The sequence below is a fragment of the Nocardia sp. NPDC049526 genome, from assembly GCF_044465765.1.
In the GTDB taxonomy this organism is placed as follows: Bacteria; Actinomycetota; Actinomycetes; order Mycobacteriales; family Mycobacteriaceae; genus Nocardia.
Genome location: NZ_JBITMA010000019.1, coordinates 64,916 through 88,511, shown reverse-complemented (window position 1 = coordinate 88,511; position 23,596 = coordinate 64,916). Strand labels below are relative to the sequence as shown.

The following is a 23,596-nucleotide window of genomic DNA, read 5'->3' as shown; positions in this document are numbered from 1 at the left end:
TACCGTGACGATTCCATCTGCCGATCTCGATCTGGGTGATGTCCAGACCATTCGCCGCCGCCTGCGCTACGACCGGGATCACCCGCACTACAAATGGATTGTCCTGACCAACACCACCATTGGTGTGCTGCTCAGTGCGGTCAATGCCTCGATCGTGCTGATCTCGCTGCCCGCGATCTTCCGCGGTATCGGGCTGAATCCACTGGAAGCGGGCAATGTCGGCTATCTGCTGTGGATGTTGATGGGCTATCTGCTCGTCACCGCGGTGCTCGTGGTGATGTTCGGGCGGCTCGGCGATATCTTCGGCCGCGTCCGGATCTACAACCTCGGCTTCGCGGTCTTCGCGGTGACCTCGGTCGCGCTGTCTTTCGATCCGTTCCAGGGTGGTTCGGGCGCGATGTGGATCATCGTCTGGCGCGTGCTGCAGGGCATCGGCGGCGCCATGCTGACGGCCAATTCGACGGCCATCCTCACCGATGCCTTCCCGGCCAAACAGCGTGGTACCGCACTCGGCATCAATATGGTCGCCGCGGTCGCGGGCTCCTTCCTCGGACTGATCATCGGCGGCGTGCTCTCGGAATGGGATTGGCGCGCGGTGTTCTGGGTCAGCGTGCCGATCGCCGTGATCGGTTCGATCTGGTCCTACCGCTCACTACACGAGGTGGGCGTGCGCACCAAGGGCAAGGTCGACTGGGCGGGCACCATCACCTTCGGCCTGGGCCTGACCGCACTGCTCACCGGCATCACCTACGGCATCCAGCCGCATGGCGGACATCCCACCGGCTGGTCCAACCCATGGGTGCTCGGTGCGGTGTTCGGCGGCATCGCGCTGCTCGCGGCGTTCTGCGTGGTGGAGACCAAGGTCGCCGAGCCGATGTTCCATCTGTCGCTGTTCCGCAACCGTGCGTTCGGCCTCGGCAATTTCGCCAATCTGATGGTCTCGATCGGCCGCGGCGGCATGCAGTTCATGCTGATCATCTGGCTGCAGGGCATCTGGTTGCCGCTGCACGGCTACGACTACGAATCGACGCCGCTGTGGGCCGGTATCTATCTGTTGCCGCTGACCGTGGGATTCCTTGCCGCCGGACCGGTTTCGGGTTGGCTGTCGGACCGCTACGGATCGCGCCGGTTCACCACCGGCGGCGCGACACTGGCCGGGCTCACCTTCCTGCTGCTGCTCGTCATCCCGGTCGACTTCAACTACTGGGTATTCGCCACGGTCGTGCTGCTCAACGGCATCGGCTGCGGACTGTTCTTCTCCCCGAACACCGCCGCCATCATGTCGAGCGTGCCCGCGTCCCAGCGCGGCGCGGCCTCCGGCATGCGCGGCACCCTGTTCAACGGCGGCAATGCGCTGTCGATGGGAATCTTCTTCTCGCTCATGGTCGTCGGCCTCGCCGCGAGCCTGCCCTCGGCACTCGACAGTGGTCTGCGCGCCCAGGGCGTATCCGCGGGCGCCGCGTCCCAACTCGCCGATCTGCCGCCCGTCGCGAGCATGTTCGCCGCCTTCCTCGGGTACAACCCGATCCAGGAATTGCTCGGCCCCAGCGGCGAATTGGCCAAGCCGGGCGTCAATGCGGACACCCTCACCGGTCAGGAGTTCTTCCCGCATCTGCTCACCGGACCGTTCCACTCGGGTCTGATCGTGGTGTTCGTCTCGGCCGCGCTGATGATGTTCCTGGCCGCCGCGGCCTCGTACTTCGCGGGCGATAAGTACGTCGAGGAGGAACTGGCCGAACTCGCCGAGGCCGACGAACTCGTCGCCGTGCGCTGAGTCACGGTTGGTGCGTGCCGCGCTCGGACTCTACTGTCTGGAGCCATGAACTCGGTGCCGGTCGCGCCCGTCGTGGTGATCGTCGGATTCGTCGCGGCGATCACCATCGGCCGGTGGTTCCTGGTCGACGAGACCCTCAGCGACCGGCTCATCAATCGTGCACTGGCCTGGGATCTGGTCGGTCTGCTCGTCTTCATCTGCGTCGGCCGGCTCGGCCGGGCTCATCTCGCGCTCGATCTGTTCACGATCTTCGGTGCGCTGGCGGTGGCGAATGTCTTCGGATTCGCACGATTGCTCGATGGCACAGACGCGCGGACCGCGGCGCGGCGGCAGCGCACCTATGACGGGATCGCCGCAGCGGCCGGATGTGTTGTGCTGGTCGGCATGTTGGCAGGCCGCGAGGATTGGGGGCCGACGGTCTGGTCGCTGACCGCGGTGCCGACCGCTTGGTCCGGCCTCCTGATGACGCGGGCCTGCGTGCGGGAATTACGCACCGCCGAGACCCCCGTGAAGGAACGCTTGACCTACGGTGCACTGTTATTCGTCGCCGTGTATGCCGTGGTTTCGACGGTGGTCTCGCTCGTGCGGACGGCCAACGGCACCCGACCCGATGAGCCAGGGTTGATCTGGGCGATCGGAACATACGCGACATTGGTCCTGCTCACCGCGCTGATCGCGATCCCGCTCTGGAATGCGTTGCTGGCTCGGGCGGAATTGGATCGGGCCGGGCACTGCTGTCGCCGACTGCGTCCGCTGTGGCAGGCGCTGACGGATGCCGTACCGGAGGTGGTGCTGGCCCCGCCGAGTAGCGGCTCCGCGTCGCTGCTTTATCGGATGACGGTCGAAATCCGCGACGCCCTGGTGCAATTGCGGCCGTACGCACCGGATGTCGAGGCGCACACCGATATACGCGAATACGCGCGGTGTATCGCATGGGCAGTGCAGGCCAAAGCTGCTGGTGGGCCTCCCGTGCGGGCCTCCGGCCGCGCCACTGCGTTCGCCCTGCGTGACCGGGCCGATGAACTCAGGCACCTGCTGGACCTGGCTGCGGAATGGCCGAGGGCCCGCGCGCTGGCGCATGCGAGCCTCGAAGCTCCAGCGCGTTGAAACCTATTTCGCCGCGTTGGCGGAGGCGGGCTCTCCGGGTTGTGCAGCAGCGTTGAGTTCCTCGCCACCCCAGCCCGCTGGTTGCTGTCATGTCATCTATTGCGAACCTATTGAACGTGCCGCTATCTAGCGGTACGTTAAATGACGTCAATAATGATCCTCTCGTCCGGGAGGCATCGACGTCGAACCCGTGAGCACGCGGGTCTTCGCACGACTGACGCATACCGAATTGAGGTTAGTTCCGATGAATCAAAAGAGTTCCGCCGGACGCGTCCGCCCCATGGTCGCCCGCATCGCCATCACCTCCGCCCTGGCGTTGGCCCCGATCGCCGCGGTCGCGGGCCCTGCGCTCGCCGATACGACCGACACCCAGGGTCCGGCGATCGTGCAGGTGGATCAGGTCGAAGACATCCACGGCCACCATGGCCATGGCGGTTTCGGCGGCTGGGGTGGCTTCGGCGGCTGGGGCAACGGTGGCTGGGGCCACCGCAGCTACCCCGGCTACCCGAGCTACCCCGGCTACCCGAGCTACCCCGGCTGGCCCGGCTTCTTCCCCCGCCCCTCCACCGGCAGTGCCTTCTGACCCGAGTCGACGCGGCGGCGAAAGCCCATAAGCGGTTCCCTATGGATAAGCCCGGCACTGCAGCCGGGCTTATCGCACACCCATCTATCGAGGTTTCCTCGGCATCCGCCGCCGCTGTGGATCTGCTCGACAAGAAGGCGCAATACGCCCGCGCAGGCATCCCGCTCTATCTTGTCGTCGCACTCGATACCAAGTACGACATCGAAGAGGTCCATGAGTTCCGGCTAGACGCCCACGCCGCCGAATACCGCCTGCACCGGTTGCATCGCGACGGAATCGTACGACGGGAGCACGTGGTGCTGGGCGATATCAGCTTCGCGGACTTGGTCCGATAACGAAGAAGGTCGGCCTCCGGCTCAGAGGGTGATGCGCTGGTTTTCGGGGAGGAAGAGCTTGTCGCCTTCCTTGACGGTGAAGGTGTTGTAGAACTGGGCGATATTGCGGACGATCTGGTTGCAGCGGAATTCGTTTGGGGCGTGGACGTCCTGGAGCAGGCTGATGGTCGATTCCTCGGTCTGCTTTTCGCGCCAGCTGCGGGCGTAAGAGAAGAACATCTGCTGGTAGTCGGGGTCGATGCCGTCGCGCTTGGCGGCGATGCGGTAGGCCTCGACGGCGATTTGCAGGCCGCGCAGATCGGCGAGGTTTTCGCCGACCGTGAGTGCGCCGTCGACGTGGTATTTGGGATCGAGGCCCTCGGGGACCAGCACGTCGAATTGATCGATCAGCTGTTTGGTCTTGGCCTCGAATGCGGCCAGGTCCTCGGGTGTCCACCAGTCGCTGCGGTTACCGCTGGCGTCGTATTTACGGCCCTGATCGTCGAAGCCGTGGCCGATCTCGTGACCGATGGTCGCGCCGACCGCACCGTAATTGACCGCGGTCGTCGCGTCCTTGTCGAAGAACGGCGGCTGCAGATACGCGGCGGGGAAGGTGATCTGGTTGCTGGTGGGTGAGTAGTAGGCATTGACGGTCTGCGGCGACATACCCCATTCGGACTTGTCCACCGGAGTGCCGAGCCGGTTGAACGCCTTCTTGGACTCGAAAGCATTGACGGCGCGCAGGGATTCGATCAGCTTGCCCCGGGTGATCTTCAGCGCGGAGTAGTCGTCCCACTTATCCGGGTATCCGATCCTGGCCTCGATCTTGTCCAGTTTGCCGATCGAGGCATCCCTGGTCGGCTTGGACATCCAGGTCGAATTGGTGAAGTTCTCCCGATAGGCGGCCATGAGGTCGGCCACCATCTCCTTGGCCCGATCCTTGGCGGCCGGCGGAAAGTGCTTGTCCACATACAGTTTGCCGAGTTGGTCACCGAGATTGTCGTCGACGACGCCGACGCCGGACTTCCAGGTCTCCGGCCGCTCCTCGAGTCCGCTGAGCACCTTGCCGACGAAATCGAACCGCGCGTCGCGGATCGCCTTGGGCAGGAATCGGGCGAACTCCGCGACCACATTGGCCCGCAGATACTCTCGCCACAGCGCGATATCGGTATCGGCCCACAGTTGCGCGGCCGCGGTCACGAACGACGGCTGCGCCACCACGATCTTGTCGAACAGCGAGCGCGGCCGGTCGGTATTGCCCGCCATCCACGGATCCCAATCGAATTGCGGTCCGAGCGCGACCAGATCGTGCCAGCCCATCACGTTGTAGGTGGCATCGGTGTTGCGATTGCGCACGCTGTCCCAATGCGCCGCCGCGATCTTGGTCTCCAGATCGACGATGCGCTGCGCGATCCCCGCCGGATCGGCGAACCCGGCGCCCGCGGACATCTGCTCGAGGTAGGTCTTGTAGCCCGCGAGCTGCTTGGCGTATTCCGGCTTGCGGTAGTACTGCTCGCTCAGCGTGATACCCGACTGGCTGATGGTGGGGATATAGGCATTGGAGTCCTTGCGATCGATGCCGACTCCGATACCGATCAGCCCGGCGATCGGCAGCTCCGCCATCACCTTGGCCAGATCCGGTTTGGTCGCCGCGCCATCGATCTTGGCGAAGAGATCGGTCAGCGGTGTCAGGCCGAGCGTTTCGAAGGCGGCCTCATCGAGGCGCGCATCGTAGAGATCGCGAATCTGCTGCGCCTCCGAACCCGGCTTCGGATCCTTGATGCCCTCGATGATCTCGCGCAGCTGATCCAGCGTCCGATCGCTCGCATCGCTGATCGCGCCGACCGCGGCCTTATCTGGCGGCAGCTGGTACTCCCGCAGCCACCTGCCGTTGACATGCCGGTACAGATCGTCCTGCGGCCGGATCACCTCGTCCGCGCCGCCCATATCGACCCCGGTCAGCCGCACCTGATGCTCATCCTTCGAGCAGGAGACCAGGGCGACGGCCGCGGGCACCACCCCGAGCGCGATCAGGAAGGCACGACGGTCCAGCTGACCGAGACGACCGGTTGATGTCACGAGGATTTCCTCTCCCGATGCGGTCCCGGCCGCATCCTCGTCAGGCGCGATAGTGCTGGTCCGAGGCTACCTGTCTCCGGCGTTGCCAGCCCGTCGGATCAGAGCGAGACGCGCTGGTCCACGGCCAGGTACAACTTGTCGCTCGGCTCGACGGCGAAGGTGGTGTAGAACTCGTCGATATTGCGGACCACCTGGTTGCAACGGAACTCGTTGGGCGCGTGCGGATCCATGGCCAGTCGCAGTTCCATGTGCTGCTTCGTCGATTTCTCCCGCCAGATCCGGGCCCAGGACAGGAACAGCGTGCGGTTGTCCGGATCGCCCTTGCCGTCACGTTTATCGGCGATGCCGAGGGCGGCCACGGCGATACCGAGACCACGCAGATCCGCGAGATTCTCCCCGACCGTGAGCGCGCCGTCGACGTGCTTGCTCGGGTCGAGACCGGCCGGGACCAGCGCGTTGTACTGGTCGATGAGCTGCTTGGTCTTGGCCTCGAATGCGGTCCGGTCATCGGGCGTCCACCAGTCGCGCAGATTGCCGTCACCGTCGTAGCGCGAACCCTGATCGTCGAAGCCATGTCCGATCTCATGACCGATAACGGCTCCGATCGCGCCGTAATTGACCGCGGTCGCGGCATCGGAGTCGAAGAACGGCGGCTGCAGAATGGCGGCCGGAAACGAGATCGAATTGGCATTCGGGTTGTACTGGGCATTCACCAGCTGCGGCGGCATATGCCATTCGGACTTGTCGACCGGGGTACCGAGCCGCGCGAAACCGCGCTTGGTCTCGAAACGCTGTGCGGCGCGGACGGATTCGATCAACTTGCCGCGGGTGATCGTCAATCCCGAGTAGTCGATCCAGTTGTCCGGATAGCCGATCTTGGTGACGATCTTGTCGAGCTTCGCGATGGCGGCCTGTCTGGTCGGCGGCGACATCCAGGTCGAATCGGTGAAGTCGGCCCGGTAGGCGGATATGAGATCGGCGACCATCGCCAAGGCGCGCTCTTTGGCCGCGGGCGGAAAGTGTTCGTCCACATAGAGTTTCCCGAGCGGCTGGCTCAGGTTCGCATTGACGGTCGCGATGCCGTCCTTCCACAGCTCCGGACGCTCCTGCGACCCTTGCAGTACCTTGCCGACGAAATCGAATTCGGCGTCGGCAATGGCCTTGGGTAGCAGCGAGGCGAACTGTTTGACAACGGCCAGGCGCAGATACTCCCGCCAGGCCGCGATATCGACCTCGGCCCAGAGCTTTCCGGCGGTCGTCACGAACGACGGCTGACCGACCACCACGCGATCGAGCAGTGCGCGCGGTCGGTCGGTATTGCCCGCCAGCCACGGCTCCCAATCGAATTGCGGTGCGAGCGCGGTCAATTGGGCCCAGCTCATCGGGTTGTAGGCGGCATCGGGATCGCGCAGTCGAACGTCGTCCCAGAAATCGGCGGCGATCTTGGTCTCCAGGTCGAACACTCGCTGGGCGGTGCCCGCCGGATCGGGAAAGCCCGCGCCCGCGGCGATGCGTTGCAGATAGGTCTGATAGGCGGCGCGCTGCTCTGCGTATTCGGGCTTGCGGTAATACTGCTCGCCCATATTCGGGTCGATACCGGACTGGGAGATGTTCGCGACGTATTCGGCCGAATTCTTCTGATCGACCCCGACGGACAAACCGATGAGCCCGCCGATCGGCAGCCCGCCCATCACCTTGGCCAGATCCGGTTTGGTCGTCGCGCCGTCGATTGCCGCGAACAGATCCGCCAGCGGGGTCACGCCGAGCCGCTCGATTTCGGCCAGATCGACCCGGGCGTCGTAGAGATCGCGGATCTGCTGCTCTGCCGTTCCGGCCTTCGGGTCGTGGATGCCCTCGATGATCTCCCGAAGCTGCTGTTCCACCCGGTCGCCGACCTCGTCGAAGGTGGTGTGAGACGGCTTGTCCGGCGGCAGCTGATAATCCCGCAGCCAGCCGCCATTGACGTAGCGGAACAGATCGTCCTGCGGACGAATCGCCGGGTCCTCGCCCCGCATATCGACCCCGGTGAGCCGCACCGACTGCTCCCGCGAGCAGGAGACCAGCGCGGTGGTGGCCGGAATCACACCGAGTGCGATCAGAAAGGTGCGACGACCGAGCCGGGTGGAACGCGCAGACGAACTCAACGAAACCCCCTATTCAGCGATGATATGGAATGTGCACAGTTCATCCGGTGATCTTGCTTGTTTCGAGGGTAGTAACGGGACGGCCCGAGAGCACTGATCCACGCGGGTTTCACAGCGGAAGTTCAGCCTGTGCCTGCGGGACCCGATTTGGGACCGACCTGGGGATTCCCCTACACTGAACCGGTTGCCTGCGGGAGCTGTGCCCGCAATCCAGCCGCGAACCCCCGGTGGTTGATCGATCTGATCGAGAAAACCGCTGGCAGGCGCGCGTTTCGGGTGGTGACACGACCATGCCCGTCGGGTCGGCAATCCGGCGTGCGTATACATCCAGGTCAAGGAGGCTGAAGTGATTCAGCAGGAGTCGCGACTGCGCGTCGCCGACAACACGGGTGCGAAGGAAATCCTCTGCATCCGAGTTCTCGGTGGTTCGTCGCGTCGCTATGCCGGCATCGGCGACATCATCGTCGCCACCGTCAAGGACGCTGTCCCCGGCGGCAACGTCAAGAAGGGCGAGGTCGTCAAGGCCGTCGTCGTGCGCACCGTCAAGGAGCGTCGTCGCCCGGACGGTTCGTACATCAAGTTCGACGAGAACGCGGCCGTGCTGATCAAGCCGGACAACGACCCGCGTGGCACCCGTATCTTCGGCCCGGTCGGCCGCGAGCTGCGCGAGAAGAAGTTCATGAAGATCGTTTCGCTGGCTCCGGAGGTGCTCTGACATGAAGGTGCACAAGGGCGACACGGTGCTCGTCATCTCGGGTAAGGACAAGGGCGCCAAGGGCAAGGTCATCCAGGCCTACCCGCAGGAGAACCGGGTCCTGGTCGAGGGCGTGAACCGGATCAAGAAGCACGTTGCCAACTCCACCAACCAGCGTGGTGCCTCCTCGGGCGGCATCGTGACCCAGGAAGCTCCGATCCACGTGTCCAACGTGATGGTCGTCGACTCCGACGGCAAGCCGACCCGCGTCGGCTACCGGACGGACGAGGAGAGCGGCAAGCGGGTCCGGATCTCCCGTAAGAACGGGAAGGACATCTGATATGACCACCTCTGAGCAGACTCAGCCGCGTCTGAAGGCGCGCTACCGTGCCGAGATCAAGGACGCGCTGAACAGCGAGTTCGACTACGCCAACGTGATGCAGATCCCGGGCGTGGTCAAGGTTGTCGTGAACATGGGTGTCGGTGACGCCGCGCGCGACGCCAAGCTCATCAACGGCGCGGTCCGTGATCTGGAACTGATCACCGGTCAGAAGCCCGAGATCCGCAAGGCCACCAAGTCGATCGCGCAGTTCAAGCTGCGTGAGGGCATGCCGATCGGCGCGAAGGTCACCCTGCGCGGCGACCGCATGTGGGAGTTCCTGGACCGCCTGGTCTCCATCGCGCTGCCCCGTATCCGCGACTTCCGCGGTCTGTCGCCGAAGCAGTTCGACGGCAACGGCAACTACACGTTCGGCCTGAGCGAGCAGTCGATGTTCCACGAGATCGATGTGGACTCCATCGACCGCCCGCGCGGTATGGACATCACCGTGGTGACCACGGCGACCAACAACGAAGAAGGCCGTGCCCTGCTCAAGCACCTCGGCTTCCCGTTCAAGGAGAACTGAGCACATGGCTAAGAAAGCACTGGTCAACAAGGCCAACAGCAAGCCGAAGTTCGCCGTTCGCGCCTACACCCGCTGCCAGCGCTGCGGCCGCCCGCACGCGGTGTACCGCAAGTTCGGCCTGTGCCGCGTGTGCCTGCGCGAAATGGCGCACCGCGGTGAGCTCCCGGGCGTGCACAAGAGCTCCTGGTGAGCCCGCGCTCCCTGTGAGCGCACAACACTGAATACTGGCCGAAGGCACGGACTCATCCGAGTCCGTGCCTTCGGCGCGCTCACCGCGCGTAGTCAAATTGCGGGGCGATCTCTATCGCCACGGAAACGACCGGACCCAGTTGATGCTGTCGACTAGGTGCTCGGGCCATTCCTCGTCGAATTGCCGGAGCCGCGTTCCGCCAAGGAATTCGAGGCCCGAGTTCGACTCCCGCCGCTCAATCGATAGCGCATCCGGTTGCGAGGCTGTCGATTCCCGTGCTGCGGTTCAGAATTCGAGTTCAGACCAGGGGATGTGTATGGGGAACGGGAAGTCCGTGGTGATCGCGTCGGAGTCCTTCGGCGTCCACGAGCCGGTCAGCAGGTAGTTGGCAGGGTAGAGCGGGCGTACGCCAGCGGGGAGCTCACCATGTGTGGTTTCCAGCGCATAGGCGTGAACGACCGAGATCGCGCTCTTCTCACGCTCCAAAGTGACCCGCGTCAACCTCGCAGAGCTTGTGAGCCATGCGGGATGCGCATCGGCTCTGCGAGAACCTCGAAAGGGTTGGGCACGATGACGCCGGAGTCAGTGGGGTCGGGGCATGGCGGTGGGGATTTCGCGGCGGGAGTGGAGGTCCAGTTTGGCCAGGATGTTCGAGACGTGGGATTGAATTGTCCTGCGGGACAAGAACATTTGGGCGGCGATATCCGCATTGGACAGGCCTTCGGCGACTTGGGTGGCGACCTTGCGTTCGGTGTCGGTCAGTGCCGCCCAGCCGGTTTTGGGGCGGTTGCGAGGGCCGCGGACGCCGCGGCGGATTCCGTATCGCCGCACGCGCGCCACCGCGCGGGCGGAATCCCAGGATGCGCCGAGGCCGGAATACAGTTCGACGGCGGCGTCCAATGCGGTGCGGGATTCGGCGCCTCGACCCGCGGCGGCCAATAGGACGGCGGCGCTTTCGTGCGCCTGGGCCTCGAACAGGGGGCGGCCCGATTGCTGGAAGGCGTGCGCTGCGGCGACGAGGCCGTCGGGATCGGAGTCGGCGAGGCCACGGCACAGCAGGGCCGTTCCGGTGCGCGATGCGGTCGGCTGTCGGGTCAGCAGCAGATCCGCGCTGGCCGCTACCGACCGGGCCGCGTGCGCGTCGCCGATTTCCGCGGCCAACCGCGCGATATCCGGGAAGATGTAATGCAGTGTGGCGGAGGCCAATCCATCGGCGAGTCGGTTTTGTGCTTCGACGAGTAGTTCCAGTGCCAGGTCGGGGCGGCCGCGCGCCTCGGCAGTCAGCGCCTTGACCCATGGATGGAAATGCGCGTAGCCGATATTGCCCGGGCGATTGTCCGGCGCGGGCAGGCCGTCCGGGTCCGGCAGGAAGGTGCCGCGGCGAATTCCGATGAGCGTCGCGACGGTGTGCGCGACCGTCGGATAACCGAGCACATCGGGGGTCTGCATACTCGCCGCGCATTCGGCCAGCGCATCGTCCCAGCGCCCACCCACCAGGTACATCCGCGCCTTTGCGACCAGGTTGGAGGACAGATAGACGCCGCGGAATCGCCGATTGCGCCCGATTGCCGTTTTCAAAACCTCCTCGGCGTCGTCCAGCCGATCGAGTTCGATCAAGCAGTGGGCATAGAGCGCGTATGGATCGAATTGGTCGGGGCCGGTCCCGTCTTCGAAGAGGGCCGGGATACGAGCGCTCAGGTCCAGCGCCTCATCGAGATGGCCCTGGGTGTAGCGGACCGCGCCCACCGCTGTGAGTCCGTACCCGGTGGCCAGCGGATTTCCGGCGGTTTCGCCGAGTAGAACGGCCCGCTGACCGGCCCGCTCGGCCGCCGCGAACCGCTCGAGGAAGAAATTGCCGAGTCCGGACATGCCGAGAAAGCGGGCGGCGTCCTCAGCGACGAGCTCCCTCGTGGACAGCACCTCCTCGGCCACAGCGACGGCATCGGCCAACCGCGCCTGGGCTTGATAGATCTGGGCGAGCAGCCAGCGCAATTCGAGGTTGTCCCCCGGTTGGGTGAGCAGCGCCTCACGCACCACGGATTCGGCCTCGGCGGTATTCCCATCCCAGAGCAGGGCGTGAATTCTCAGTCGGATCAGTACCGAACGCATTGCCACGTCGAGATCAGGCGCAGTGGCGACGCGGTGCAATAGTCGTTTCGCCAATTCGGGTGCGCGAACGATCAGCTTCTCGGCAACACCGATCAGCCAATCGAGGCTGGCCCGGTCCAATTCACGGTCGGCGACAGATAGGTAGTAGGCAACCCGCTCGATCGGCGCATCGGTCGACTGGAGCGCCCGTCCGGCTTGCTGGAGCAGATCCGACCGCAATGATGCAGGCAGCCGATCGGCCAGTGCGTGCCGGATCAGATCGTGCCGAAATACCAACTCGGATTCCACGCGGATGAGCAGCCCGCCGTCCAGCGCCTCCGTGACTGCGCTCCAAGCATCAAGAATTGGGATCTTCAACACCACTGCCAGGTCCGCGACATCAATGGTCGGACCGAGGGCCGCGGCCATCGGCAGCACATCGCGCGTCGGACGGGACAGGAAGTCCAGCCGCTGCGTAATCGCCTCCGCCAACGACGCGGACGGGTTCGTCACAGGATCGGCAGTGTCGGCGATCACCCTGATCGCCCCGTCACGCACCAAGGCGGCCACCAACTCCGTGACATGCAGCGGATTCCCACCGGCCTCGGCCACCTTTTCCAACAACCGAGGTCCCGGTTCGGCACCGACCAGATGACGCACGAGCTCCGCGGCATCCGCGTCGAGCAGAGCGCCGAGCCGCAGCACCGGAGCCTGCCGTGCCACCAGTTCGGCCGACAGTGCGGCGAAGTCCGGATCGCGCGGCAGTGGTCGGGCCGCGAGCACCAGCAGCAACGGCAGTTCGCCGACGAGTTTGCAGAGCCGGTGCAGCAGCGCCAGGCTCGAACGATCCGCCCAGTGCACATCGTCCATGACCAGTGCAATCGGGCCCGCCGCGCACCAGGTATCGATCTGATCGAGAATCGCCTCGGCGATGGCGAGTTCATGGGTTGCCGCCACATCGCCCACGCGGTCTCCGCTGCGCAGCGCGTCGATCGGGGAGGTCGTACCCGCGTCGTTCAGCCAGGAGCGCACCCCGGCGAACGGCACACCCTGCCGCAACTCCGCGGCTGCGCCGACACGGATGTGAAGGCCCGCTGCCGCCAATGGAATTCGCGCCGCTTCCAGCAGCGCCGATTTGCCGATCCCCGCAGCGCCCTCGATCAAAACGACGCACCCACGACCAGCGGCCGTACGCTGACCGAGTGCCGCCAGACTCGCTAGTTCGGCATCGCGGCCCACGAATGCGGTCGCGAGACAATCCTGCACGCGGGTGAGTGTAAGGGGCCGGACCCGGATTTTGTCCTGGTAGCGACCTTGCCTACACTAGAGCGGTTGCTCGGGCACCTCTGTGTCCGCATGTTCTTGATGCGATGTTGCATCGACGTGTGGACGGCCCTCGCACCGAGAGCTCATATGAGAACTCAATCCGGTCGGCAAATGTCGGCCGGACCGCCGAATTGCTATAGGCCCACGGCTGGCGTGCCGATGCGTACGCCGGTGTTGCATGGGAACCGTAGCGAGAAAGGTGTCAAGGTCGAACCATGACCATGACTGATCCGATCGCAGACTTCCTGACACGTCTGCGCAACGCCAACTCGGCGTACCACGATCAGGTGAAGGCTCCGCACTCGAAGCTCAAGGCGAATATCGCCGAGATCCTCAAGCGCGAGGGCTACATCGCCGACTACCGGACCGAGGACGCGACCGTGGGCAAGACCCTCGTCGTCGACCTCAAGTACGGCCCCAGCCGTGAGCGCAGCCTGCAGGGCCTGCGCCGCGTGTCGAAGCCGGGTCTGCGTGTGTACGCGAAGTCCACCAACCTGCCCAAGGTCCTGGGCGGCCTCGGCGTGGCGATCATCTCCACGTCGACCGGTCTGCTCACCGATCGTCAGGCGGCCAAGCAGGGCGTGGGCGGCGAAGTCCTCGCCTACGTCTGGTAAGGGAGGTAGGACAAATGTCGCGTATTGGTAAGAAGCCCATCGCCATTCCTGCCGGTGTCGAGGTCGCCATCGACGGCCAGAGCGTGTCGGTGAAGGGTCCCAAGGGCACCCTGACCCACGTCGTCGCCGAGCCGATCATCGTCACCAAGGGTGAGGACGGCCAGCTCGAGGTTGCCCGCCCGGACGACCAGCGCCAGAACCGCTCGCTGCACGGCCTGACCCGCACCCTGGTCTCGAACATGATCGAGGGTGTGACCAAGGGCTACGAGAAGAAGATGGAAATCTTCGGCGTCGGTTACCGTGTCGCGGCCAAGGGCTCGAACCTGGAGTTCGCCCTCGGCTACTCGCACCCGGTGCCGATCGAGGCCCCGGAGGGCATCACCTTCGCGGTGGAATCGCCCACCAAGTTCTCCGTGTCCGGAATCGACAAGCAGAAGGTCGGCCAGATCTCCGCTGTCATCCACGGACTGCGTAAGCCCGATCCCTACAAGGGCAAGGGCATCCGCTACGCCGGCGAGGTCGTTCGCCGCAAGGTCGGAAAGACGGGTAAGTGATCATGGCGCAAACCGAAAATCAGAAGGTCAAGCGCATTCCGCGTGGCAAGGACGTGTCGACGACGCGTCGTCTGTCGAAGACCCGCCGCCACTTCCGTCTGCGCAAGAAGGTCGTCGGCACCACCGAGCGTCCGCGCCTGGTGGTCAACCGCTCCTCGCGTCACCTGCACGCACAGCTCATCGACGACTCGCTCGGCAAGACCATTGCCGCCGCGTCCTCGATCGAGGCCGATGTGCGCGCGGTGGACGGCGACAAGTCGGCCAAGGGCAAGAAGGTCGGTCAGCTGATCGCCGAGCGTGCCAAGGCCGCGGGCATCGAGGCTGTCGTATTCGACCGTGGTGGCCACGACTACCACGGCCGCATCGCGGCGCTCGCCGATGCCGCTCGCGAAGGTGGGTTGAAGTTCTGATGACTGCAAACATTTACGGAAGGAACGTCTGATGCCGGGACGTCAGAGGCGTGACGGCGGCAACGGACCCGCCGGACAGCAGAATGGTGCCGCCGGTGGCGGTGACAGCCGGGACGGCCGCGGCGGTGGCCGCGATCGCCGCGGCGGTGGTGACCGTCGTGACCAGCAGGCCGACAAGAACCAGCTCGAGCGCGTCGTCGCGATCAACCGCGTCTCCAAGGTCGTGAAGGGTGGTCGTCGCTTCAGCTTCACCGCCCTGGTGATCGTCGGTGACGGCAACGGTCTGGTCGGCGTCGGCTACGGCAAGGCCAAGGAAGTTCCTGCGGCCATCCAAAAGGGTGTCGAGGAGGCTCGCAAGGGCTTCTTCCGCGTCCCGATGATCGGCTCGACCATCACCCACCCGGTGCAGGGTGAGGCGGCGGCCGGTGTGGTCATGCTGCGTCCGGCCTCGCCCGGTACCGGTGTGATCGCCGGTGGTGCGGCGCGCGCGGTGCTGGAATGCGCTGGTATCCATGACATTCTGGCGAAGTCGCTTGGTAGCGACAACGCCATCAACGTCGTGCACGCGACGGTTGCGGCACTCAAGATGCTGCAGCGTCCGGAAGAGGTCGCGGCCCGTCGTGGTCTGCCCCTCGAGGATGTTGCCCCTGCGGGCATGCTGCGCGCACGCGCTCAGGCAGCGGGAGGTCGGTAGTAATGGCAGATCTCAAGGTGACCCAGATCAAGTCGTCGATCGGCGCCAAGGCGAACCAGCGGGAGAGCCTTCGTACGCTCGGCCTGCGCAAGATCCGCCAGACCGTGGTTCGTGAGGACAATTCTCAGAACCGTGGGCTGATCAACGTCGTGCGCCACCTCGTAACAGTTGAGGAGGTCTGACATGACCATCAAGTTGCATCACCTGCGTCCGGCCCCCGGCGCCAAGACCGAGAAGACCCGTGTGGGTCGCGGTGAGGGCTCCAAGGGCAAGACCGCGGGCCGCGGTACCAAGGGCACCAAGGCTCGCAAGAACGTCCCCGCCGCCTTCGAGGGTGGGCAGATGCCGATTCACATGCGGCTGCCCAAGCTCAAGGGCTTCACGAACCGGTTCCGCACGGAATACCAGGTCGTGAATGTCGGCGCGATCGCCAAGCTGTTCCCCGAGGGCGGCGCGATCGGCAAGGCGGAGCTGGTGGCCGCCGGCGCGGTTCGCAAGAACCAGCTGGTCAAGGTTCTCGGCGATGGCGAGATCGGCGTTGCGGTCCAGGTGACCGTCGACAAGGTGACCGGCGCCGCCAAGGAGAAGATCACCGCGGCCGGTGGCACTGTCACCGAGCTGGGCTGACGGTACTCTGCAGATAGTGGCACCGGACGAGTGAAGAGCTCGTCCGGTGCCACTGTTAGAGTTCAATTGTTGTCTGCCAAGCCTCGTCATGGGTTTTCTATATCCGTGGCATGACCATGTCGTTCGCCAGGAGGATCTGTGCTTTCCGCCTTCGTATCGGCCTTCCGGACTCCGGACTTACGGCGGAAGATTCTCTTCACGCTGGGGTTGATTGCGCTGTACCGCTTGGGTGCGTCGCTGCCGTCCCCCGGTGTCGATTACAAGAGCGTTCAGGAATGTATCGACCTGGTCTCCGGCGGTGACTCCGCCGGCATCTATCAGCTGATCAACCTGTTCTCCGGTGGTGCGCTGCTACAGCTGTCGGTTTTCGCGATCGGCATCATGCCCTACATCACCGCGAGCATCATTATCCAGCTGCTCACCGTCGTCATCCCGCGCTTCGAAGAACTGCGCAAAGAAGGCCAATCGGGCCAGAACAAGATGACGCAGTACACCCGGTATCTCTCGATTGCGTTGGCGATCCTGCAGGCCACCGGTCTGGTCGCGCTCGCCGCCCGCGGTCAGCTGCTACAGGGCTGCCAGAAGGACATCCTGGCCGATACCAGCATCTTCGGCATGATCATCATCGTGCTCGTGATGACCGCCGGTGCCGCACTGGTCATGTGGTTCGGCGAGCAGATCACCGAGCGCGGCATCGGCAACGGCATGTCGCTGCTGATCTTCGCCGGTATCGCCGCACGTATCCCGAACGAGGGCAACAACATCCTGCAGAACCGCGGCGGACTGGTCTTCGGTCTGGTCTGTGTCGCCGCGTTTGCCATCGTCAGCGGGGTCATCTTCGTCGAGCAGGGCCAGCGCCGGATCCCGGTGCAGTACGCCAAGCGCGTGGTCGGCCGCAAGATGTACGGCGGTTCCTCGACCTATCTGCCGCTCAAGGTCAACCAAGCGGGCGTCATCCCCGTGATCTTCGCCTCATCGCTGCTGTACCTGCCGAACTTGGTCGCGCAGCTGACATCCTCGAAGGGTGCCACCGACCAGAGTTGGTGGCAGGAGGCCATCCAGAAATACTTGGTGAACCCCGGCAACCCGGCGTACATCGCGATCTACTTCGGTTTGATCGTTTTCTTCACCTACTTCTATGTCGCGATCACCTTCAATCCGGAGGAGCGCGCCGACGAGATGAAGAAGTTCGGTGGTTTCATCCCGGGGTATCGCCCCGGTAAGCCGACCGCCGATTACCTCAATTTCGTATTGAGCCGCATCACTCTCCCCGGCTCGATCTACCTCGGTCTCGTGGCCGTCCTGCCGAATCTGTTCCTCGATATCGGCGCCTCCGGTGGCACCCAGAACCTTCCGTTCGGTGGCACCTCGGTGCTGATCATGGTGAGCGTCGGCTTGGACACCGTGAAGCAGATCGAAAGCCAGCTGATGAATCGAAATTACGAAGGGTTCCTCAAGTGAGACTTGTACTGCTCGGACCGCCGGGAGCCGGCAAGGGCACCCAGGCCGACCTACTGTCGGACAAACTGGGCGTCCCGCACATCTCCACCGGGGACCTGTTCCGCACCAATATCACCGCCCAGACGCCGCTGGGCCGGGAGGCGCAGAAGTACATCGACGCAGGCGATCTGGTACCGAGCGATGTGACGAACCGCATGGTCGAGGCTCGGGTCGCCGAGCCGGATGCCGCGAATGGCTTTGTGTTGGACGGCTACCCGCGCACGGTCGATCAGGCCGACGCGCTGGAGAAGATCCTCGCGGATATGGACAAGAAGCTCGACGCGGTGCTCTGTTTCGTCGTGCCCGAGGAGACCGTGGTCGCCCGGATGATGGCGCGCGGTCGCAACGACGACAACGAGGACGTGATCCGCAACCGGCTCCGGGTATACCGCGAGGAGACCGAGCCGCTGCTGGAGCATTACGACGGTCTGGTCGTCTCGGTCGACGGTGTCGGTGAGATCGACGAGGTCAACGCACGCGCGCTGCGCGCCCTGGGACACTGAGGCCGGATGGTCTTCAACCGCAAGAAGAAGGTCGTGCCGTTCCGGACGGCAGGCGAACTGGATGCGATGGCGGCGGCCGGTGCGATTGTCGGCCGCGCACTCGTCGCGGCGCGCGCGGCGGCCAAACCCGGTGTTTCCACCCTGGAGCTGGACGAGATAGCCGAGCAGGTGATCCGCGATGCGGGTGCAGTGCCGTCGTTCAAGGGGTACCACGGCTTTCCGGGTTCGATCTGCGCATCGGTGAACGACCGTGTGGTGCACGGGATTCCGACCTCGTCCGAGATCCTGACCGAAGGTGATCTGGTCTCGATCGACTGTGGCGCGATTCTCGATGGCTGGCACGGTGATTCGGCCTGGACCTTCGGCGTGGGCACGATCATCGAGGCCGATCAGCTGCTCAGCGATGCCACCAAGATGTCGATGGAGGCGGGTATCGCGGCCATGCTCCCCGGTAACCGGCTGACCGACATCTCGCATGCCATCGAAATGGGTACGCGCGCGGCCGAAAAGGAGCACGGCCGGTCCTACGGAATCGTCGACGGTTACGGTGGGCATGCCATCGGCCGGGAGATGCATATGGATCCGTTCCTGGCCAACGAGGGTGCGCCGGGTAAAGGGCCGAAACTCGTGGTCGGATCGGTGCTCGCGATCGAGCCGATGTTGACGTTGGGCACTACGCAGACGAAGGTGCTCGACGATGACTGGACCGTGGTGACGTTGGACGGAAGTCGGGCGGCGCACTGGGAGCATTCGGTCGCGGTTACCGAGGATGGGCCGCGGATTCTTACGGTTCGTCCGGAGTAGACACCGGACGCTGGTCGGTACCGGCCATTCTCGGTACCGAACATTGCTGGGTACCTGACCTTGGCTGGTGCAGTACATTTCTCGGCACCATGGGTGCCGTACTTTTGGCGGCACCATACGTCGGGGGTGCCGTACGTTATCGGTCTCGAATTCATAGCGCCGCACATTTCGGCACCACAGTTCGAGCGCGCCGTACACTTCCGGCGCTGTGCTTCGCCACTTGTACGACACCGTACTTTGTCGGCGTCGTCCGTGGCATCGGCACCGTAGTTTGTCGGCACCGAATAGCCGTCCGCGCGAACGAATTTCGCATCGCCGGAGTATCGGGCCCGGCGGACATTACCTCGAATGTGTCGTGGATCGGCGACTCTGTCCGCCTCCGAGTTCGGTGACTTCGCGCGGCGAGGAGCCGAGCCGCACCGACGCCCGCAGGACGTAAATGTCTGGTACGCAACGGCTTCGGACACAATGCGTCCGCTACCTGCCCTGACGTTACCCAGCTCACGCTGGATCGGTGTCGTCGTTCCTTGCACCCGCGCTCATGCGTCTTACCGCAACTCGGGGGTCATCCAGGGGATCGACCGCAACCACAATGGCGATGATTTCTCCTCCGATTCGTGCTGAACTTCAACGATGGGAGAAGCGTATGGCCGGGGGAGAGGTGCTCACCCGAGTAGATAGCTACTCGAATTCCCTTGCGGGATTGCGTAATTCTGCGGCGAACGGTGATCGTTCGATGGGCGCTTCAGGAGCGGCGATTCGGGTCTCCGTACAGCTCAGGGGTGGTGCTGCGGGGTGCGTGGCGCACTGAGTAGGTAGCGACTTCCGCTAGACCGCCGCGCGGCTCAATTCGGCTGCGGTGTTCGGGTATCGACCGGGCGGCGTACGGCGCGGATGACGTCGGTGCGGATGGGGAAGTCGAATTCGCCGGCCGCTGTCTCGGGCCTGCCGCGCAGGTAGTCGGAGATTCGTTCGAGCAGCTCGTTGCGTGCCTGTGTGGGGATAACCAGGGTGTGCGAATGCGTTCCGATTGTCGCGGTGAGGGATTCGGCGGTGCGGCGCTGGCGGTGGGGAAAGTCGGCCCGCTCGAAGTTCTCGAACGATGGATGTGCGGGCAGTTGCGCGGGCAGCAGTTCCTGTGACGGTAAGGATGCGGCGGTCCGAGTTACCTTGTGCAACTCCGCAACCCATTCGATGTCGAGGTCATCCTCATTCCACAGCGCGGCGAAGACTCCGCCCTCACGCAGTACCCGCGCGATCTCCGGAAATGCCCGCTCCTTGTCGAACCAGTGGAATGCCTGCCCGGCGAGTACCGCGTCCACCGAGCCGTCGGCCAATGGAATCGCCTCTGCCGCACCGGCCGACGCGTTCACCTCGGGGAAGCGGCGGGCCAGTTCGGCGCGCATCGCGGCATCGGGTTCGACGGCGATCACTTCCGCGCCGACGGCAAGGAGCCCCTCGGTGAGTTTGCCGGTGCCTGCGCCCAGATCGAGGACGACCGGTGTCTTGGTACCAACGGGCTCCAGCGCCCAGCGAATGCTCTCGATGGGATAGCCGGGGCGATGCTCGGCATATGCCGCGGCATGTGCGCCGAATGAGGAGGCGCGCACGGCTCGGAGTTGGGCCCGATCCGTTGTTTCGTCAGCAGATTGCGCGAAATCCGACACACGACGACGGTACCGCGCCCGCCCGCGCCGACGCAGGCCATTTACTGCGCGGATGCTGGAAAAACCGTTGAGGGCCAACGGATGAGCCGTAAAGCAGCTCGCGGCCAAGTTCAACTTGCTCGCGGTGCGGGCACACTTCGCGGAAGAACCGGCCCGACCAGGCCACCTTTGTTTGCACGTCGTGCGGTTTCGCTGAACACGCTGACGTGAACGCAGTCCGCAACATCGCCGCACGCGCTGTTGCGGGCTGGGCAGTGAGTCACGCTGCCGAGGACGCGGCCGAGCCCACGCCAGCCAGGCGCGGGTGAGAGCTGCAAGCTCGGTCCTTCAAGGCCGGGAAGTTGACTGATAAGAACAGCCGGGCCAACAGCACACTGCTGCTGCCCTTCTCGTTCACCAGTCGGACGCGATGGCACGACGACTATTGAGAGCGAGAAGTTCGACACCTGAGAGCGACTGCGGGCCACCGCTGACGGATCCATCCGCGATGTACTCGAAACCTACGCGCGCCGGAGTTCGTCGTGGTCGAGTCACAGCGCGCCGGTAGTAGTCGACGAGACCCGCTGCCGGATGGGCGTTTTCGCGGTCTATAACCACGGGACATGCCCGTTAGCGGACGAGCGCACGATTGCCGGCCAGTCGTCGCAACGCCGTGCGCAACCCGCGGCGTCCCGGCGTCCGGTCGGCGTCGACGGCCGTGCACGAATCGATTCCCTTGAACTTATGTTCGGATGCGGTTTCGGGTGCGTCGTCGGAGGTGGCGATCAGGAGGCTGTCGGGCAGCGCCAGTTTGTGGATGGTGCGCAGCGTCAGCAGATATTGGCGCAGTAGTGGACCGGTGGTGTACGGCAGGTCGTATTTGTCGCACAGTGCCCGCACGCGCAGGGCGATCTCGGCGTAGCGGTTGCTCGGCAGGTCGGGGAAGAGGTGGTGTTCGATCTGGTAGCAGAGGTTGCCGCTGAGGAAGGCCAGTATCGGGCCCGCGTCGAAATTCGCGGTGCCGAGCATCTGGCGCAGATACCACTCCGGTTTGGTCTCGTGTTCCAGGACGGTCGGCGCGAATTTCTCTGCGCCGTCCGGGAAATGCCCGCAGAAGATCACCAGATAGGCCCATAGGTTGCGCAGGACATTGGCGCTGGTGTTCGCGGCCAAGGTGCGCCGCCAGCGCCGCCCGCTGAACGCGGGGAACAGCAGATAGTCCTTGCCGGTTTGCCGGGCGATCTTGCCGAGGAGCGCTCTGGTCTGCATCGCCTTCTGGGCCGGGGTCACCGCTCGGAGGTGTTCGGAGTCGAGGCCGTGCAGCGCGATACCCCACTCGAAGGTGGCCGCCAGCAATAGATTCAGCAACGGCTGCAGCAGATTCCCCGGGTGCCAACGGTCGTCGCGGGTCACGCGTATGACACCGAATCCGATGTCCTCGTCCATGCCGAGCACGTTCGTGAAGACGTGATGGCGATAGTTGTGCGAATACCGCCACTGCGACGACAGACCCGCCATATCCCATTGCCAAGTGCTGGAATGGATTTCCGGGTCGTTCATCCAATCCCATTGGCCGTGGCCGACGTTGTGGCCGATCTCCATATTCTCGATGCACTTCGCCATCGCCAACCCGGTGGTTCCCAAGATCCAACCGGTCCGCTTGCGACTGAGACCGATCATCAGCCGTGACGCGGCATCCAGTGTCCGTTGGAAGGCGATCGTGCGGCGGATGTATGCCGCATCCCGCGCACCGCGCTGATCAGTGATGTCGCGGCGAATCGCATCGAGCTCGTCACCGAGTGCCTCGATATCGGCCGCTGTCAGATGCGCGTAGACCGCGACCTGTGTGATTGCCATTCCTCATGCCCCCGATCGGGTCAGCGTTTGAATGCGTCCCGCAGCGATTTCGAGATGCGTTCGACCACGTCGTTGGGGCGCTTGCCGCCGATGTCGGTCCGACGCCGACTGTCTTCGTCCGGCTTGGCGAGCAGCTTCTGCAAGCTTGTGCGGACTGCCCGAACCTGCTGCGTGACCTTTTCTTCGATCGTCATCGGAATATTCCTGTCTCCGGATAGCGCGGTATCGGTCGCGGACAGCCCAAACCGGCTGACCGGCCCCTGCGGAATCCGATATATCCACAGCTTATGCCCTATCTACGCGCCATGTCTACGGCGTAGGCTAACACCGTTGACAGTTGCGCTGTTTCCATCGAGAGGCGCTGAATCAGATGAACCGAATCAGGGAAGGCCCCATCAGTTCCCCCAAGAATCCGTCAGGTCGTACGCACGGGAACTCGCCATTGACCCGGGCCGCGATGCTGGCGGCCGCGCTCGAGATCATCGACCGCGACAGCGTCGACCGGCTATCGATGCGACGCCTCGGCGCGGCCCTCGGCCGGGACCCCATGGTGCTCTACCGGCATGCCGCGAATAAGGCGGCACTGCTCGACGGTGTCGCCGAGATCGTGTTCGAGCAGCTGACCGTCGACACCACCGACCTCGACTGGCGCCACCAACTGCGCAGCATCGCGCGGAACTTCCGCCGTCTCGCGGTCGAGCACCCGAATGTCGTTCCGCTGCTGGTCACCCACCCGCTGGCCACCCCGCTCGGGCTCCGGCCGGCAGGCACGCTGCGTCCACTGGAGGAGATCCTCCTGCTACTGACCCGCGCCGAATTCAGCGGCACCGATGCGCTGCACATTTATCGTGCGCTGTTCGGGTTTCTCTATGGCCACATCCTCAACGAGCGACAGGAGCTCGTCGAACGCCCTGAAGAGACAACCGACCTGCTGCGCCTGGGCTTGCACCGCCTTCCGATCGGCGAATTCCCGCTGCTGCGCAGCCTCGCCACCGACCTGGCCGCCTACGACGGTGTCGCCGAACTCGAACAGGGCCTGGACATCCTGCTCACCGGCCTCACCGCCACTATGACCCGGCCGCCACGTGGTCGAGAGAGGGGTTTCGATCACGTGGCGGCCGATGCCGAAATGATTGCGGCACAGCAACGCTGGGACTTCGAAGGCGGAGCGGGTGCCTGAGCG

Annotated in this window: 25 protein-coding genes and 1 pseudogene; 19 read left to right on the top strand and 7 right to left on the bottom strand. The window is 64.4% G+C overall.

Translation table 11 applies throughout. The features are described 5' to 3' along the window. The first annotated feature begins 4 nt into the window (after positions 1 to 4). The 4 genes from ACIBW7_RS38465 to ACIBW7_RS38450 all read left to right on the top strand — a co-directional run bounded on the left by ACIBW7_RS38465 (position 5) and on the right by ACIBW7_RS38450 (position 3,799). On the top strand, positions 5 to 1,774 hold the full coding sequence (locus ACIBW7_RS38465) for an MFS transporter (RefSeq protein WP_397055266.1): 1,770 nt from the start codon (positions 5 to 7) through the stop codon (positions 1,772 to 1,774). Positions 1,775 to 1,819: 45 nt separating this feature from the next. Further along, a complete protein-coding gene (locus ACIBW7_RS38460; protein ID WP_397055264.1) occupies positions 1,820 to 2,881 on the top strand; it encodes an MAB_1171c family putative transporter in 1,062 nt (353 codons plus the stop codon). 244 nt (positions 2,882 to 3,125) lie between these two features. After that, the gene (locus tag ACIBW7_RS38455; RefSeq protein ID WP_397055262.1) at positions 3,126 to 3,464 is read left to right on the top strand and encodes a hypothetical protein; all 339 of its coding nucleotides are present in this window, start codon (positions 3,126 to 3,128) and stop codon (positions 3,462 to 3,464) included. A 41-nt stretch (positions 3,465 to 3,505) separates the two neighbouring features. After that, positions 3,506 to 3,799 carry a Uma2 family endonuclease gene (locus ACIBW7_RS38450; RefSeq protein WP_397055260.1) on the top strand — a complete coding sequence of 98 codons (294 nt, stop codon included), beginning with the start codon at positions 3,506 to 3,508 and terminating at the stop codon, positions 3,797 to 3,799. Between the two features lie 21 nt (positions 3,800 to 3,820). On the opposite strand, the gene ACIBW7_RS38445 is transcribed toward ACIBW7_RS38450, so the two are convergent. Next, positions 3,821 to 5,857: a M13 family metallopeptidase gene (locus tag ACIBW7_RS38445; RefSeq protein WP_397055258.1), complete on the bottom strand. Its 2,037-nt coding sequence runs from the start codon at positions 5,855 to 5,857 to the stop codon at positions 3,821 to 3,823. 98 nt (positions 5,858 to 5,955) lie between these two features. Beyond that, positions 5,956 to 8,001, bottom strand: coding sequence for a M13 family metallopeptidase (locus tag ACIBW7_RS38440; protein WP_397055256.1), 2,046 nt, complete (start codon positions 7,999 to 8,001; stop codon positions 5,956 to 5,958). Positions 8,002 to 8,347: 346 nt separating this feature from the next. Here ACIBW7_RS38440 and rplN point away from each other — a divergent pair, with 346 nt between their 5' ends. The 4 genes from rplN to ACIBW7_RS38420 are packed head-to-tail and all read left to right on the top strand — an operon-like array spanning position 8,348 to position 9,790. Continuing rightward, positions 8,348 to 8,716: a 50S ribosomal protein L14 gene (rplN, locus tag ACIBW7_RS38435; RefSeq protein WP_209884040.1), complete on the top strand. Its 369-nt coding sequence runs from the start codon at positions 8,348 to 8,350 to the stop codon at positions 8,714 to 8,716. A 1-nt stretch (position 8,717) separates the two neighbouring features. Continuing rightward, the gene (rplX, locus tag ACIBW7_RS38430; RefSeq protein ID WP_397055253.1) at positions 8,718 to 9,035 is read left to right on the top strand and encodes a 50S ribosomal protein L24; all 318 of its coding nucleotides are present in this window, start codon (positions 8,718 to 8,720) and stop codon (positions 9,033 to 9,035) included. A gap of 1 nt (position 9,036) precedes the next feature. After that, positions 9,037 to 9,600 carry a 50S ribosomal protein L5 gene (rplE, locus tag ACIBW7_RS38425; protein ID WP_397055251.1) on the top strand — a complete coding sequence of 188 codons (564 nt, stop codon included), beginning with the start codon at positions 9,037 to 9,039 and terminating at the stop codon, positions 9,598 to 9,600. 4 nt (positions 9,601 to 9,604) lie between these two features. Further along, positions 9,605 to 9,790 carry a type Z 30S ribosomal protein S14 gene (locus ACIBW7_RS38420; RefSeq protein ID WP_062983162.1) on the top strand — a complete coding sequence of 62 codons (186 nt, stop codon included), beginning with the start codon at positions 9,605 to 9,607 and terminating at the stop codon, positions 9,788 to 9,790. A 285-nt stretch (positions 9,791 to 10,075) separates the two neighbouring features. Here ACIBW7_RS38420 and ACIBW7_RS38415 read toward each other — a convergent pair whose 3' ends face one another. Both ACIBW7_RS38415 and ACIBW7_RS38410 read right to left on the bottom strand, forming a co-directional pair. Further along, positions 10,076 to 10,291 carry a hypothetical protein gene (locus ACIBW7_RS38415; RefSeq protein WP_397055248.1) on the bottom strand — a complete coding sequence of 72 codons (216 nt, stop codon included), beginning with the start codon at positions 10,289 to 10,291 and terminating at the stop codon, positions 10,076 to 10,078. An 81-nt stretch (positions 10,292 to 10,372) separates the two neighbouring features. Then, on the bottom strand, positions 10,373 to 13,144 hold the full coding sequence (locus tag ACIBW7_RS38410; protein ID WP_397055246.1) for an ATP-binding protein: 2,772 nt from the start codon (positions 13,142 to 13,144) through the stop codon (positions 10,373 to 10,375). Positions 13,145 to 13,419: 275 nt separating this feature from the next. Here ACIBW7_RS38410 and rpsH point away from each other — a divergent pair, with 275 nt between their 5' ends. The 9 genes from rpsH to map all read left to right on the top strand — a co-directional run bounded on the left by rpsH (position 13,420) and on the right by map (position 18,910). Next, a complete protein-coding gene (rpsH, locus tag ACIBW7_RS38405) occupies positions 13,420 to 13,818 on the top strand; it encodes a 30S ribosomal protein S8 (protein WP_062983150.1) in 399 nt (132 codons plus the stop codon). A 14-nt stretch (positions 13,819 to 13,832) separates the two neighbouring features. Continuing rightward, positions 13,833 to 14,372: a 50S ribosomal protein L6 gene (gene rplF / locus ACIBW7_RS38400; RefSeq protein WP_397055244.1), complete on the top strand. Its 540-nt coding sequence runs from the start codon at positions 13,833 to 13,835 to the stop codon at positions 14,370 to 14,372. A gap of 2 nt (positions 14,373 to 14,374) precedes the next feature. After that, positions 14,375 to 14,782 carry a 50S ribosomal protein L18 gene (gene rplR, locus ACIBW7_RS38395; RefSeq protein WP_397055242.1) on the top strand — a complete coding sequence of 136 codons (408 nt, stop codon included), beginning with the start codon at positions 14,375 to 14,377 and terminating at the stop codon, positions 14,780 to 14,782. A 31-nt stretch (positions 14,783 to 14,813) separates the two neighbouring features. Then, complete coding sequence (gene rpsE / locus ACIBW7_RS38390) at positions 14,814 to 15,476, top strand: 30S ribosomal protein S5 (RefSeq protein ID WP_063046902.1); 663 nt, start codon at positions 14,814 to 14,816, stop codon at positions 15,474 to 15,476. Positions 15,477 to 15,478: 2 nt separating this feature from the next. After that, complete coding sequence (gene rpmD, locus ACIBW7_RS38385) at positions 15,479 to 15,658, top strand: 50S ribosomal protein L30 (protein ID WP_397055240.1); 180 nt, start codon at positions 15,479 to 15,481, stop codon at positions 15,656 to 15,658. A 1-nt stretch (position 15,659) separates the two neighbouring features. Then, entirely contained in the window at positions 15,660 to 16,103 is a 444-nt protein-coding gene (rplO, locus tag ACIBW7_RS38380) for a 50S ribosomal protein L15 (protein WP_063046903.1), read from the top strand. Between the two features lie 138 nt (positions 16,104 to 16,241). Then, entirely contained in the window at positions 16,242 to 17,564 is a 1,323-nt protein-coding gene (gene secY / locus ACIBW7_RS38375; protein WP_397055237.1) for a preprotein translocase subunit SecY, read from the top strand. Continuing rightward, complete coding sequence (locus ACIBW7_RS38370) at positions 17,561 to 18,106, top strand: adenylate kinase (RefSeq protein WP_397055235.1); 546 nt, start codon at positions 17,561 to 17,563, stop codon at positions 18,104 to 18,106. The genes secY and ACIBW7_RS38370 overlap by 4 nt, the downstream gene beginning before the upstream one ends. A gap of 6 nt (positions 18,107 to 18,112) precedes the next feature. Then, entirely contained in the window at positions 18,113 to 18,910 is a 798-nt protein-coding gene (map, locus tag ACIBW7_RS38365) for a type I methionyl aminopeptidase (RefSeq protein WP_397055233.1), read from the top strand. 845 nt (positions 18,911 to 19,755) lie between these two features. Here map and ACIBW7_RS38360 read toward each other — a convergent pair. Continuing rightward, positions 19,756 to 20,577 carry a class I SAM-dependent methyltransferase gene (locus ACIBW7_RS38360; RefSeq protein ID WP_397055231.1) on the bottom strand — a complete coding sequence of 274 codons (822 nt, stop codon included), beginning with the start codon at positions 20,575 to 20,577 and terminating at the stop codon, positions 19,756 to 19,758. Between the two features lie 119 nt (positions 20,578 to 20,696). On the opposite strand from ACIBW7_RS38360, the pseudogene ACIBW7_RS38355 reads away from it, so the two are divergent. After that, positions 20,697 to 20,885 (top strand): annotated as a pseudogene (locus tag ACIBW7_RS38355) (zinc ribbon domain-containing protein); the annotation flags it as partial. A gap of 301 nt (positions 20,886 to 21,186) precedes the next feature. Here ACIBW7_RS38355 and ACIBW7_RS38350 read toward each other — a convergent pair. Together ACIBW7_RS38350 and ACIBW7_RS38345 are read right to left on the bottom strand one after the other, a co-directional pair. Then, on the bottom strand, positions 21,187 to 22,413 hold the full coding sequence (locus ACIBW7_RS38350; RefSeq protein WP_397055229.1) for a fatty acid desaturase family protein: 1,227 nt from the start codon (positions 22,411 to 22,413) through the stop codon (positions 21,187 to 21,189). A 20-nt stretch (positions 22,414 to 22,433) separates the two neighbouring features. Further along, the gene (locus tag ACIBW7_RS38345) at positions 22,434 to 22,607 is read right to left on the bottom strand and encodes a hypothetical protein (protein ID WP_397055227.1); all 174 of its coding nucleotides are present in this window, start codon (positions 22,605 to 22,607) and stop codon (positions 22,434 to 22,436) included. A gap of 263 nt (positions 22,608 to 22,870) precedes the next feature. On the opposite strand from ACIBW7_RS38345, the gene ACIBW7_RS38340 reads away from it, so the two are divergent. Then, a complete protein-coding gene (locus ACIBW7_RS38340) occupies positions 22,871 to 23,593 on the top strand; it encodes a TetR/AcrR family transcriptional regulator C-terminal domain-containing protein (RefSeq protein ID WP_397055335.1) in 723 nt (240 codons plus the stop codon). Positions 23,594 to 23,596: the final 3 nt, after the last annotated feature.